General features: G+C 52.6%; 14 protein-coding genes. 10 read left to right on the top strand and 4 right to left on the bottom strand.

The features are described from left to right. Nucleotides 1-2 precede the first annotated feature (2 nt). The 10 genes from kdsD (at nucleotide 3) to npr (ending at nucleotide 6937) form a co-directional block, all read left to right on the top strand. Nucleotides 3-989, top strand: coding sequence for an arabinose-5-phosphate isomerase KdsD (gene kdsD, locus E0L21_RS06430; protein ID WP_131407809.1), 987 nt, complete (start codon nucleotides 3-5; stop codon nucleotides 987-989). A gap of 14 nt (nucleotides 990-1003) precedes the next feature. After that, on the top strand, nucleotides 1004-1570 hold the full coding sequence (gene kdsC / locus E0L21_RS06435; protein WP_131407811.1) for a 3-deoxy-manno-octulosonate-8-phosphatase KdsC: 567 nt from the start codon (nucleotides 1004-1006) through the stop codon (nucleotides 1568-1570). Continuing rightward, on the top strand, nucleotides 1567-2142 hold the full coding sequence (gene lptC, locus E0L21_RS06440; protein ID WP_131407813.1) for an LPS export ABC transporter periplasmic protein LptC: 576 nt from the start codon (nucleotides 1567-1569) through the stop codon (nucleotides 2140-2142). Before kdsC ends, lptC begins: the two co-directional genes overlap by 4 nt. Further along, nucleotides 2111-2671 carry a lipopolysaccharide ABC transporter substrate-binding protein LptA gene (gene lptA / locus E0L21_RS06445; protein WP_131407815.1) on the top strand — a complete coding sequence of 187 codons (561 nt, stop codon included), beginning with the start codon at nucleotides 2111-2113 and terminating at the stop codon, nucleotides 2669-2671. The genes lptC and lptA overlap by 32 nt, the downstream gene beginning before the upstream one ends. A 6-nt stretch (nucleotides 2672-2677) precedes the next feature. Then, the gene (lptB, locus tag E0L21_RS06450; RefSeq protein WP_017457322.1) at nucleotides 2678-3403 is read left to right on the top strand and encodes an LPS export ABC transporter ATP-binding protein; all 726 of its coding nucleotides are present in this window, start codon (nucleotides 2678-2680) and stop codon (nucleotides 3401-3403) included. A 48-nt stretch (nucleotides 3404-3451) separates the two neighbouring features. Continuing rightward, a complete protein-coding gene (rpoN, locus tag E0L21_RS06455; protein ID WP_131407817.1) occupies nucleotides 3452-4885 on the top strand; it encodes an RNA polymerase factor sigma-54 in 1434 nt (477 codons plus the stop codon). Nucleotides 4886-4907: 22 nt separating this feature from the next. Continuing rightward, nucleotides 4908-5195 carry a ribosome hibernation promoting factor gene (gene hpf / locus E0L21_RS06460; protein WP_020455445.1) on the top strand — a complete coding sequence of 96 codons (288 nt, stop codon included), beginning with the start codon at nucleotides 4908-4910 and terminating at the stop codon, nucleotides 5193-5195. Between the two features lie 81 nt (nucleotides 5196-5276). Next, nucleotides 5277-5768 (top strand): PTS IIA-like nitrogen regulatory protein PtsN, encoded by a 492-nt coding sequence (gene ptsN / locus E0L21_RS06465; RefSeq protein WP_017457319.1) that lies wholly within the window; start codon nucleotides 5277-5279, stop codon nucleotides 5766-5768. 45 nt (nucleotides 5769-5813) lie between these two features. Then, a complete protein-coding gene (gene rapZ, locus E0L21_RS06470) occupies nucleotides 5814-6668 on the top strand; it encodes an RNase adapter RapZ (protein ID WP_017457318.1) in 855 nt (284 codons plus the stop codon). After that, nucleotides 6665-6937, top strand: a complete 273-nt coding sequence (gene npr / locus E0L21_RS06475; RefSeq protein ID WP_090121644.1) for a PTS phosphocarrier protein NPr — start codon at nucleotides 6665-6667, stop codon at nucleotides 6935-6937. The genes rapZ and npr overlap by 4 nt, the downstream gene beginning before the upstream one ends. Before the next feature lies 1 nt (nucleotide 6938). On the opposite strand, the gene mtgA is transcribed toward npr, so the two are convergent. From mtgA to E0L21_RS06495, 4 genes are all read right to left on the bottom strand, one after another. Then, entirely contained in the window at nucleotides 6939-7670 is a 732-nt protein-coding gene (gene mtgA / locus E0L21_RS06480; RefSeq protein WP_131407819.1) for a monofunctional biosynthetic peptidoglycan transglycosylase, read from the bottom strand. Next, on the bottom strand, nucleotides 7667-8320 hold the full coding sequence (elbB, locus tag E0L21_RS06485) for an isoprenoid biosynthesis glyoxalase ElbB (protein WP_131407821.1): 654 nt from the start codon (nucleotides 8318-8320) through the stop codon (nucleotides 7667-7669). Before elbB ends, mtgA begins: the two co-directional genes overlap by 4 nt. 229 nt (nucleotides 8321-8549) lie before the next feature. Continuing rightward, entirely contained in the window at nucleotides 8550-10886 is a 2337-nt protein-coding gene (gene arcB, locus E0L21_RS06490; protein WP_131407823.1) for an aerobic respiration two-component sensor histidine kinase ArcB, read from the bottom strand. A gap of 101 nt (nucleotides 10887-10987) precedes the next feature. Then, nucleotides 10988-11914 carry a TIGR01212 family radical SAM protein gene (locus E0L21_RS06495; protein ID WP_131407825.1) on the bottom strand — a complete coding sequence of 309 codons (927 nt, stop codon included), beginning with the start codon at nucleotides 11912-11914 and terminating at the stop codon, nucleotides 10988-10990. Between the last annotated feature and the right edge of the window lie 344 nt (nucleotides 11915-12258).

The raw sequence follows: 12258 nt of genomic DNA on the forward strand, positions 1-12258 counted from the left end.
TTATGTCGCAAATAGATTTGCAGCCGGGTTTTGACTTTCAACAAGCAGGTAAAGACGTCCTGGAAATTGAACGTGAAGGCCTCGCAGAGCTGGATCAGTACATCAACGCCGATTTCACGCAGGCGTGCGAAAAAATGTTCTATTGCGCCGGAAAAGTGGTGGTGATGGGAATGGGCAAATCCGGCCATATCGGTAGAAAAATGGCTGCCACATTTGCCAGCACCGGAACCCCCTCCTTCTTTGTGCATCCGGGCGAAGCGGCCCATGGTGATTTGGGGATGGTCAGCCCGCAAGATGTGGTCATTGCGCTGTCAAACTCAGGGGAGTCGAACGAGATCCTCGCGCTGATCCCGGTGCTGAAGCGATTGAAAGTTTCGCTGATTTGCATGACCAGCCGACCAGAAAGCAGCATGGCGCGCGTCGCAGATATTCATTTGTGCGTGAAGGTTCCCAAAGAGGCCTGTCCGCTAGGTCTGGCGCCAACCTCCAGCACCACAGCGGCGCTGGTAATGGGCGATGCGCTGGCAGTTGCGTTGCTGAAAGCGCGCGGTTTTACAGCGGAAGATTTCGCCTTATCTCATCCCGGCGGCGCGCTGGGTAGAAAACTGTTGCTGCGCGTCAATGACATCATGCACACCGGCGATGAAATTCCCCATGTCAGCAAAAACGCCAGCTTGCGCGATGCGCTGCTTGAAATCACGCGTAAAAACCTGGGCATGACGGTTATCTGCGATGATCTGATGAAGATCGAAGGCATCTTTACCGACGGTGACTTACGCCGCGTGTTCGATATGGGCGGCGATGTCCGCAGCATGGGCATTGCCGACGTCATGACGCCCGGTGGTGTTCGAGTACGGCCTAACACGCTGGCAGTGGATGCGCTGAATCTGATGCAATCCCGGCACATTACCTCCGTGCTGGTGGCCGATGGCGACCAGTTGCTGGGTGTGTTACATATGCATGATTTACTGCGCGCTGGCGTAGTGTAAAGAAGGACATACGAATGAGTAATGCTGGCGCGTCGCTTGCGACCTGTTATGGGCCGGTAAGCACGCAAGTTATGGCGAAAGCGGAAAAAATACGCCTGTTAATTCTGGATGTGGACGGCGTGTTATCCGATGGGCTCATCTATATGGGCAATAACGGAGAAGAGCTGAAAGCGTTCAACGTTCGCGATGGTTACGGGATCCGCTGTGCACTTACTTCCGACATTGAGGTTGCCATAATTACCGGGCGAAAAGCTAAACTAGTGGAAGATCGCTGCGAAACCCTGAAGATTAAGCACTTGTATCAAGGTCAGTCGGATAAACTGCTCGCTTACCGCGAACTGGTGGCAAAACTGGCGCTCACCCCCGATCAAGTGGCTTATGTAGGCGATGATTTGATCGACTGGCCAGTGATGGCGGAAATTGGTTTGAGCGTTGCCGTTGCTGATGCTCATCCGCTGCTGCTTTCACGCGTAGATTACGTTACGCGCATTAATGGCGGCCGAGGCGCAGTTCGTGAAGTCTGTGATTTGTTGTTGCTGGCGCAGGGCAAGCTGGATGAGGCCAAAGGGCAATCGATATGAGTAAAACCAAACGTTGGGTCATCATTCTGCTGGCGCTGGCCGCACTGATCCTGATAGGGATCAACCTGACGACTCAGGATGATCCGAATCCGGTCGCCACCAACAATGCCGACCCGACTTATAAAAGCCAACATACGGATACGGTGGTTTATAGCCCGGAAGGGGCGCTTAACTACCGGCTTATCGCGCAGAACGTGGAATACTTTTCTGCTGAAGGTGTGAGTTGGTTCGCGCAGCCAATACTGACAACGTTCGACGAGGATAAGGTTCCAACCTGGTCGATAAAGTCAGACAAAGCGAAGCTAACCGATGACAAAATGCTTTATCTTTATGGACATGTTGAAGTCAATGCGCTGACGGCGGACGCCCAGCTGCGAAAAATCACCACGGATAACGCCCAGATTAACCTGGTAACGCAGGATGTTACCTCGAATGATCAGGTCACGTTGTACGGTACAACATTTAATTCCACCGGCCTGAAAATGCGCGGCAATTTACGCAGCAAAAACGCCGAGCTGATTGAAAAGGTTAGAAGCTCCTATGAAATTCAAAACAAACAAACGCAGCCTTAATCTTGTATTGGCCACCACGCTTTTGGCCGCCGCGCTTCCGGCGCTCGCCGTGACCGGGGATACAGATCAACCTATCCATATCGACTCCGATCAGCAGTCGCTGGATATGCAGGGTAACGTTGTGACCTTCACCGGCAACGTCGTGGTAACCCAGGGGACGATTAAAATTAATGCCGACAAAGTCGTCGTTACCCGTCCGGGTGGTCAGCAAGGTAAAGAGATCATTGACGGCTACGGCAACCCTGCGACGTTTTACCAAATGCAGGACAATGGCAAACCCGTTAAAGGCCACTCCTCGCAGATGCATTACGAACTGGAAAAAGATTTCGTGGTGCTGACCGGTAACGCCTATCTGGAACAGCTGGATAGCAATATCACCGGAGACAAAATCACTTATCTGGTGAAAGAGCAGAAAATGCAGGCGTTCAGCGAAAAAGGCAAACGCGTGACCACCGTTCTGGTACCGTCGCAGTTGCAAGATAAGAGCAACAAACAAACCCCGGCTCCGGCGCAAAAAAAGAGTAACTAATTCGTTATGGCAACATTAACTGCAAAGAATCTCGCCAAAGCTTATAAAGGCCGCCGCGTAGTTGAGGATGTCAGTCTGACCGTCAACTCTGGCGAAATCGTCGGGCTGCTTGGCCCTAACGGCGCAGGGAAAACAACGACCTTCTATATGGTGGTGGGTATTGTGTCGCGCGACGCTGGCAACATCATTATTGATGATGAAGATATCAGCCTGCTGCCGCTGCATGCGCGTGCACGCCGCGGTATTGGTTATCTTCCCCAGGAAGCCTCGATTTTTCGCCGCCTGAGCGTCTACGATAACCTGATGGCCGTCCTGCAAATCCGCGATGACCTGACCTCAGAGCAACGCGAAGATCGCGCCAATGAGCTGATGGAAGAGTTCCACATTGAGCATCTGCGCGACAACATGGGCCAATCACTCTCTGGCGGCGAACGTCGCCGTGTGGAGATTGCCCGCGCGCTGGCGGCGAATCCGAAATTTATCCTGCTGGATGAACCCTTTGCCGGCGTTGACCCGATCTCCGTTATCGATATCAAACGTATCATTGAGCACCTGCGTGATAGCGGGTTGGGCGTGCTGATTACTGACCATAACGTTCGTGAAACGCTGGCAGTGTGTGAACGTGCTTATATCGTCAGCCAGGGGCATCTCATTGCGCATGGAACACCGCAGCAAATCCTTGAAGACGAACACGTTAAGCGCGTGTATCTTGGGGAAGACTTCAGACTCTGATAGGGTAGGGTTTATTGACATTTTTTGTCGGAGAGTGCTGCTCTGAATATGAAGCAAGGTTTGCAACTAAGGCTCAGCCAACAGCTAGCCATGACGCCACAACTGCAACAGGCCATCCGTCTGCTGCAGTTGTCCACGTTGGAACTTCAGCAGGAACTTCAGCAAGCGCTGGAGAGTAATCCATTGCTGGAACAAACTGACCTTCATGAGGAAGTCGATAGCCAGCAGGTTCAGGAAAATGACGGTCTGGATACCGTTGACGCTCTCGAACAAAAAGAGATGCCGGATGAGTTGCCGCTGGATGCCAGCTGGGATGAGCTTTACACTGCCGGGACTCCTTCCGGCAGTAGCCACGACTACATCGACGACGAATTGCCTATCTATCAGGGCGAAACCACGCAGTCACTGCAGGATTACTTGATGTGGCAGGTAGGGCTGACCCCCTTCTCTGACACCGATCGTGCTATCGCAACGTCCATTGTCGATGCCGTTGACGAAACAGGCTATCTCACCGTTTCGCTGGAAGAGGTGCTGGAGAGCATGGGCAATGATGACGTGGGGCTTGATGAGGTCGAGGCGGTGCTTAAACGCATTCAACGCTTTGATCCCGTTGGCGTTGCCGCGCGGGATCTGCGCGATTGCCTATTGATCCAACTCTCGCAGTTCGCCAAAGAGACACCGTGGTGCGAAGAAGCCCGGCTTATCATTAGCGATCATCTGGATCTCCTCGCCAATCACGATTTCCGCACCCTAATGCGCGTGACGCGTCTGAAAGAAGAGGTGCTGAAAGAGGCAGTAAACCTGATCCAGTCTCTGGATCCGCGCCCGGGACAGTCGATCCAGACCGGCGAACCAGAATATGTGATTCCAGATGTGCTGGTGCGCAAACATAACGGTCGCTGGACGGTGGAGCTGAACTCCGACAGCATTCCGCGCCTGCAAATCAACCAGCATTATGCCTCAATGGGCGGCGGCGCACGTAACGATGCCGACAACCAGTTCATCCGTAGCAATTTGCAGGAAGCGAAGTGGTTGATCAAAAGCCTGGAGAGCCGCAACGACACGCTGTTGCGCGTTAGCCGCTGCATTGTTGAACAGCAACAAGCCTTCTTTGAACAAGGCGAAGAATTTATGAAACCGATGGTGCTGGCCGATATCGCCCAGGCCGTCGAGATGCACGAGTCGACAATTTCTCGTGTAACGACCCAGAAGTACCTGCACAGTCCTCGCGGCATTTTCGAGCTGAAGTATTTCTTCTCCAGCCATGTAAATACCGAAGGTGGTGGCGAAGCCTCCTCTACCGCTATTCGCGCACTGGTGAAGAAATTGATCGCCGCAGAAAACCCTGCAAAACCGCTGAGCGACAGTAAGCTGACGACCCTGCTTTCCGATCAAGGAATTATGGTGGCGCGGCGTACCGTTGCGAAGTATCGAGAATCTTTATCCATTCCGCCGTCGAATCAGCGTAAACAGCTGGTTTGACCCAACCGATAAGGAAGACACTATGCAGCTTAACATCACAGGACAAAACGTCGAGATCACTGATGCTCTGCGTGAATTTGTGACCAATAAATTCGCCAAGCTTGAACAGTATTTCGAAAGGATTAATCAGGTCTATATTGTGTTGAAAGTGGAGAAAGTGACTCACACCTCGGATGCGACGCTCCATGTCAATGGCGGCGAGTTGCATGCCAGTGCGGAAGGGCAGGATATGTACGCTGCTATCGACGGTTTAATAGATAAACTGGCGCGGCAGCTCACGAAGCATAAAGATAAACTGAAACAACACTAATTGTCCGAGCGTCCGTCTGGTGCGTTGCACCCTACCGTAACCCGGTAGGGTGGCTGGCTCTGGCATCGCTCAGGTGAAATTATGATGAATAACGATTCCGCTCTTCAATTGAGCAATGTCCTTAACCAGGAATGTACCCGTAGCGGCGTTCACTGCCAGAGTAAAAAACGTGCTCTGGAAATCATCAGTGAACTGGCGGCAAAACAGTTAGGCTTACCGCCACAAGTCGTCTTTGAAGCGATTCTTACGCGCGAGAAAATGGGCAGCACCGGCATTGGAAACGGTATCGCCATTCCTCACGGTAAGCTTGAAGAAGACACGCTTCGCGCCGTTGGCGTTTTTGTGCAACTCGAAACGCCCATTGCCTTCGACGCTATCGATAATCAGCCTGTCGATCTGCTGTTTGCCCTGTTGGTACCAGCGGATCAAACCAAAACGCATCTGCATACGCTCTCGCTGGTCGCCAAAAGGCTGGCGGACAAAACCATCTGCCGGCGCCTGCGTAGCGCGCAAAGTGATGAAGAGCTGTATCAAATCATCACGCAGACGGAAGGTGAAAGCGACGATGCGTAACGGGAAGGAAACCTTTTTATCAGTCGTACTGAGGAGAAATGGTTCATGGTCCTGATGATCGTCAGTGGTCGTTCGGGTTCAGGGAAATCCGTCGCTCTGCGCGCCCTGGAAGATATGGGTTTTTATTGCGTCGACAACCTGCCAGTCGTGCTGCTGCCCGAGCTGGCGCAGACGCTTGCCGAGCGCCAAACTTCCGCTGCCGTCAGTATCGATGTGCGAAATATGCCGGAGTCACCGGAAATTTTTGAACAGGCAATGAGCAATCTGCCGGATGCCTTTTCACCGCAGTTATTGTTTCTCGATGCCGATCGCAACACGTTAATCCGCCGTTACAGCGATACGCGTCGCCTACATCCGCTTTCCAGCAAAAACCTGTCGCTAGAAAGCGCGATTGACGAAGAGAGTAACTTGCTGGAACCGCTGCGTTCCCGTGCGGATCTGATTGTCGACACGTCGGAAATGTCGGTGCATGAACTGGCAGAAATGCTGCGTACACGCCTGTTAGGTAAGCGCGAGCGTGAACTGACCATGGTTTTTGAATCCTTCGGTTTCAAGCACGGTATTCCTATTGATGCAGATTACGTCTTTGACGTTCGTTTCCTGCCGAACCCGCACTGGGATCCTAAATTGCGCCCGATGACCGGCCTCGACAAACCCGTTGCGGCGTTCCTCGACAGACATACGGAAGTGCATAATTTTATCTACCAAACGCGGAGTTATCTCGAGTTGTGGCTACCGATGCTGGAGACCAACAACCGTAGTTATCTGACCGTGGCCATCGGTTGTACCGGTGGTAAACACCGCTCCGTCTACGTCGCCGAACAACTGGCGGATTATTTCCGCTCGCGCGGTAAGAACGTTCAATCCCGTCACCGTACGCTGGAAAAACGCAAAACATGACCGTAAAACAAATCGTTGAGATCACCAATAAGCTGGGAATGCATGCGCGCCCAGCCATGAAACTGTTTGAACTGGTGCAGGGCTTCGATGCGGAAGTGCTGCTACGCAACGATGAAGGTACCGAAGCAGAAGCCAGCAGCGTGATTGCATTGCTGATGCTGGATTCTGCGAAAGGTCGGCAAATTGAAGTAGAGGCCAGCGGCCCACAGGAAGAAGAAGCGTTGGCGGCAGTGATTGCGCTGTTTAACGCCGGATTTGACGAAGATTAATTCAGTACAGCTTGTTGCTCTGTAAAAACGCTTCCCCGCCCAACTGTCGCATCTGGCGCAGGATCCATGCTTGGCGGCTGCGTACATAGCCAGATGGCGCAGCGGCCTGAAAACGAATCGGGTTTGGCAATACCGCGGCCAGTAGCGCCGCTTCCGACATAGTTAAGCGGCTTGCCGGTTTGTGGAAATAGCGCTGCGAGGCCTCCTCGACACCAAATACTCCGTCCCCGAACTCAGCGATATTAAGGTAAACGGTCAGGATCCTCCGCTTGGTCCACACCGCTTCCATCCCTAGCGTCAGCCCCGCTTCCAGCCCTTTACGCACCCAGCTTTTTCCATCCCACAACAGCAGGTTTTTCACCGTCTGCTGTGAAATCGTCGACGCGCCGCGAATGCGGTTCTCATGCCGCTCGTTATGCGAAAGCGCTTTCTCAATGGCACTAAAATCCAGCCCCCAGTGATCGGGAAAACGCTGATCTTCAGCGGCTACAACGGCCAGCGCCATCCACGGCGAAATGTCATCCATACCGACCCAGTCGGAATGCGCGACATAGCCAAAGTCACCGCTAAACCACGCGCCCAGTTGACGTTCCACCATCACGGCGGAAAAAGGCACCGGCAGGAAGCTGAACAACACAATGCCGCCACCCCAGAAGAGCGCCAGTACGAACAACACCCGCAGAGCAATGCGTTTAACGGTGGCTTTCAGCGGGCCGCGAAACCATTTCCTCATTCCGCCAGCACCAGTACGCGCGCCACCAGTTTTTCGATACCGGAGGCGGCCTGCGCGATGTCGTCTGCCAGCATGTACGCCGGCGTCGTCACCACTTTGTGCTCTTCGTCGACAACAATATCATCGACTGGGCAAGGCACATGCTCAGCCCCCATCTCTTCCAGCACTTCAGCGGTATCAATATCCGTGCCGATCGTCAGGCGTAGTGGAAAATCGAAAAGTTTCGGCAACATCGCCGGTGCGATGCACATAAAACCGAGCGGTTTACCCGCTTCGTACATCTCCAGCACCAATTTTTTCAGGCTGCTGTCAATGGTGCATTCACTCCCGAGGCTGGCAAAAGTACTGAGATTTTTCGCCGCGCCAAAACCACCCGGTACAATCAGCGCATCCAGATCGTTTGCTGATGCCTGGGTCAGCGGCTGTATATTTCCACGGGCAATACGGGCAGATTCAATCAAGACATTACGGCGCTCAGCCAGCGTCTCGCCCGTTAAATGGTTTATCACATCGCTTTGCCATTTATCGGGAGCGAAACAGACCGCCTGCGCACCATGACGGGCAATCGTTAAAAGCGTAATCACCGCTTCATGAATCTCCGAACCGTCGTACACGCCTGCGCCGCTGAAAATCACGCCGACTTTTTTCATTTTGCTCATCCTTTATGCAACGTACTGACGATAATTAAAAATTTTGATAAGGGAGCCTTGCTTCACACATTTCACTGATTGATGTAACAAATCATTTAAGATTTGCTATCTTATGTGCGTGTGGTCGAATTTTTTCAGGCTACGCCCTTGCAAAAAAACAATTCATTACGGCGCAGCCACGATTTCCCTGGTGTTGGCGCAGTATTCGCGCACCCCGGTTAATCCGGGGTCATTTTTTTCCAGCGTCCGCAACCCAGGCTTTTAACACTGCAACATCGTTGCGCCACTCCTGCTTCATCTCTTCCACCCAATCACCGACGTTATCCCACCAGGCAGGAAGATCGGGAGACTGAATCTGCTGTCCAAGCTGTTGCAGATGGCGCAGCCCGACAGAACCTGCGGCGCCTTTAATTTTATGGCCCTCTTCCACAATTCCTTTTTGGTCACGCGCGGTCAGGTTTGATTCAAGCACGCTCAAATACCCCGGCATCATTTTTTCAAACACATCCAACCCGTCGGTAATCAATTTCGGCCCGACCAGCTCGATATATTGCTCAAGCATGGCGGTATCAAGCAGCGTTTGTACTTTACTGTTGTCCATGGTTGTCACTGGCTCCTCCTCACTTTCACTCGCATCCCAGAACTTTTTAATCATGGCAGTTAATGCCGGGACTGCCAGCGGTTTGCTTAATACATCATCCATGCCCGCATCGAGGTATTCCTGTTTATCTTTCAGCACGTTGGCAGTAAGCGCCACCAGCGGCGGTAAATCCTCGCGCGCGTAACGGCGGGTCAACTCTCGCGAAATATCCAGCCCGGTCATATCTGGCAACTGAATATCCAGCAACACCAAATCGTATTCACCCGGCGTGAACATCTCCAGCGCGGCAGTGCCGGTCATGGCGACATCGACGCTGCTACCCAGTTTTTCCAGCACCGAGCGCGCGACAATCACGTTCAGCTCGATATCCTCCACCAGCAGTACATGTAACGCGGGCAGCGGCATATCATCATCTTCAAACGCGTCTTCAACTTCTTCTGCCACCGCCGGTGCGTGAATGGTCAACGTAAATATCGAACCCGCCCCTGGTTCACTGCTTACGGTAATGTCGCCGCCCATGTTCTTCGCCAGACGGCGTGAAACGGCCAGGCCAATACCGGTACCCGTTGCAGGTTTACCGCCGTGGCTATCTTTCACCTGGTAATACATGGCGAAAATTTTATCCTGCTCATCGCGAGGAATACCGATCCCGGAATCCTGCACGTCAAAGTGCATGATATCGCCTTCGTCGTAACGCACACGCACCACGACCTGCCCTTCACGGGTGAATTTGACGGCGTTGCTAATAAGGTTCCACAGGATCTGACGCAAACGCGTGCCGTCTGTAATCACCTGATGCGGCAACGGCAACGTGGGTTCCAGTACGAAGCGCAACCCTTTCTGGTGCGCCTGTAAGGCGGAGAGGTTTTCCAGATCGGCCAGGAAGCTGGTGAAATCAAGCGGTTGATTATCCAACTGGACTTTGCGCCGCTCCATCTTATCCATGTCGATAATATCGTTGAAAATATTGCCGAGCGTTACGGCGGAGACATGGATCGTTTTAAGGTATTTTTCCTGCTCCTGCGTTAAATCGGTATCCAGCAGAATACGGCTTAACCCAACAATGCCATTCAGCGGCGTACGCAGCTCGTGGCTAATGGTGGAAATAAAGGTGGTCTTATCCCGGCTGGCGCGCTCCAGCGCGTCCTGGTAACGTTTACGCTCGGTGATATCGCGACCAAAGCCCATCAGCCCGTGGCGTTTACCGACGCGATCGTAATAAGGAACTTTGCGGATCTCGAAACAGGCTTTGCGACCATCCGGGTAATCCAGCCACTGTTCGTAGGTTAAAGAGACGTTGTGACGGAAAACTTTTTCGTCGGTCTCGATCACTTTTTCTGCCGCTTCCGGCGAGTAGACATCCTGCGGTTTGAGGTGAATAAGCTGCTTCTCGCTCTTACCGGTCAGCAGCTCCATTGCCCGATTACAGCCGGAGAACTCTTTGTCTTCATTGCGATAGAACACCAGATCCGGCGAGGCGTCGAGGAAGGAACGCAGAAAAGAAGATTGCTGTTCGAGCTGGATTTGCGTCTGCTCACGCTCCTGCATCTCTATTTTGAGTTTTTCAAAGGTTTCCTGACGCTCGGCTTCCGCTTTCTCGCGGTCGCTGATTTCCTGATTAAGCTTGGCAATATTGTCCTTCAACTGCACATTGAGCTTCAGGTCACGCTCGCGCATCTCTTCCAGTTTCTCGACCAGGCGCGACAAACGCTGGCGCGACTCTTCGAGTTGCTCAACCACCACCGATAAGAAATAGACCGCCCATGGTGTGATCAGCAAGCCAAAAAAGATGGAGCGGATAACATCAATGCTTTCCACTTGCCCCTGCAACACCATGGTAACGGCCATCTGCACAACGATTGCCAGTACCACTAACGCCAAAGCAAGCAGCATGGAAAAGCGCACCAGACCCAGCTTCATCATCAGGTCGACGTAATATTGCGCCAGTAAACGGATTTGCTTCATAGAGATTTCCTCGAACAATTCCGCTCAATAATACTCAATTCTGAGCAAGGCGTTGAAGCTTGTGCAAAAAATGCAGGGGTGATTAGCGTTTTACGATGTGATCAGGCGGGTAGTTGCCAGCAACGACCCAGCGCAGAACCTTGCCCGCCCTGCTCTTTCAGGTAGCGATCCAGCTCTACCATTCCCGTCCAGCGGTTTTCACACCACAGCGGGGCAAGCAGCGTCGGGCGACGCGCGCTGGCGGAAACACGATGGAAAATCACCTCCGGCGGTGTATGGCGAATCATTTCGCCGGCGATCACGGTGTACTCTTCCAGGCCTATTCCATTCAGGCGCCCCGCTTCCCACGCCTTCGCCATAATGCTGCCTTTCACGATATGTAAAGGATGTAACTTGATGCCGTCGACGCCGGTCTCTACAACGCGCTGTATCGTCTCCAGACAGTCCATGTGGCGCTCGCCGGGTAATCCGACGATAAGATGAGCGCAGACTTTCAGGCCACGTTCACGCGCTTGCTGCGTCGTTTTTTGATAACAGGCGAAGTCGTGCCCACGATTGATACGATGCAGCGTTTTATCATGCGCGGTCTGCAAACCCAGCTCCAGCCACACTTCATAACCCTGCTCGCGGTATTCGCACAATAAATCCAGCACGGCTTCCGGTACGCAGTCCGGACGTGTCCCCACACACAAGCCAACAATATTCGCCTGGCTGACTGCCTGCTGGTACATCGAGCGCAGCACCTGCACTTCCGCCCAAGTACTGGTATAAGCCTGGAAATAGGCGAGATAACGCCGGGCGCGGTTCACCAATTGCGCCTGGTGAGCAAGCTGTGCAGCAATGGATTGATGCTGCTGCGCTTCGTCAGCAAAAGAGGCGACATTACAGAAAGTGCAACCGCCGCGACCAATGGTGCCATCGCGGTTAGGGCAGCTAAAACCGCCATGTAATGTCAGTTTATGGACTTTTTCACCATAGCGGCGGGCAAGATCCCCACCAAACATATTGACTAATTTCTGTAACTGCATAATCTGAGAGGCCGCCCAAATAAAAGGGCGTAGCCTGCCACTTTTAGCTTTCGTCGGCGATGACCTGGATCAATCGCCCTGGAAGGCTTTTATTCATTGCATAATCAGTCAATATAATCGCAATTTCATTCACCCCAAAGACGATTACTTTTCCTTATGTCGCTGCGTTATTTTGCAGAAATACTATCACGCGTGAAAAACAGTGTGTTCATGCAACTCTGACGCGCATAGCAGAATAAAAATCTGCCATTAAAACCCCACTCAGAATAGAACATCAGAAACAGCGCTTTTAGATAGTGAGTCAGATCACACTCTGCTGCCGCTTAGTAGCGCGTTCATTGAAT

Origin of the sequence: Kosakonia quasisacchari (assembly GCF_004331415.1) — a bacterium.
Lineage (GTDB): Bacteria > Pseudomonadota > Gammaproteobacteria > Enterobacterales > Enterobacteriaceae > Kosakonia > Kosakonia quasisacchari.

What these genes read in the sequence shown, in the direction of transcription:
- kdsC (WP_131407811.1), top strand. Translation starts at nt 1,004, where the DNA reads ATGAGTAATGCTGGCGCGTCGCTTGCGACCTGTTATGGGCCGGTAAGC.
- kdsD (WP_131407809.1), top strand. Translation starts at nt 3, where the DNA reads ATGTCGCAAATAGATTTGCAGCCGGGTTTTGACTTTCAACAAGCAGGT.
- arcB (WP_131407823.1), bottom strand. Translation starts at nt 10,886, where the DNA reads ATGAAGCAAATCCGTTTACTGGCGCAATATTACGTCGACCTGATGATG.
- rpoN (WP_131407817.1), top strand. Translation starts at nt 3,452, where the DNA reads ATGAAGCAAGGTTTGCAACTAAGGCTCAGCCAACAGCTAGCCATGACG.
- lptB (WP_017457322.1), top strand. Translation starts at nt 2,678, where the DNA reads ATGGCAACATTAACTGCAAAGAATCTCGCCAAAGCTTATAAAGGCCGC.
- lptC (WP_131407813.1), top strand. Translation starts at nt 1,567, where the DNA reads ATGAGTAAAACCAAACGTTGGGTCATCATTCTGCTGGCGCTGGCCGCA.
- ptsN (WP_017457319.1), top strand. Translation starts at nt 5,277, where the DNA reads ATGATGAATAACGATTCCGCTCTTCAATTGAGCAATGTCCTTAACCAG.
- mtgA (WP_131407819.1), bottom strand. Translation starts at nt 7,670, where the DNA reads ATGAGGAAATGGTTTCGCGGCCCGCTGAAAGCCACCGTTAAACGCATT.
- npr (WP_090121644.1), top strand. Translation starts at nt 6,665, where the DNA reads ATGACCGTAAAACAAATCGTTGAGATCACCAATAAGCTGGGAATGCAT.
- hpf (WP_020455445.1), top strand. Translation starts at nt 4,908, where the DNA reads ATGCAGCTTAACATCACAGGACAAAACGTCGAGATCACTGATGCTCTG.
- E0L21_RS06495 (WP_131407825.1), bottom strand. Translation starts at nt 11,914, where the DNA reads ATGCAGTTACAGAAATTAGTCAATATGTTTGGTGGGGATCTTGCCCGC.
- lptA (WP_131407815.1), top strand. Translation starts at nt 2,111, where the DNA reads ATGAAATTCAAAACAAACAAACGCAGCCTTAATCTTGTATTGGCCACC.
- elbB (WP_131407821.1), bottom strand. Translation starts at nt 8,320, where the DNA reads ATGAAAAAAGTCGGCGTGATTTTCAGCGGCGCAGGCGTGTACGACGGT.
- rapZ (WP_017457318.1), top strand. Translation starts at nt 5,814, where the DNA reads ATGGTCCTGATGATCGTCAGTGGTCGTTCGGGTTCAGGGAAATCCGTC.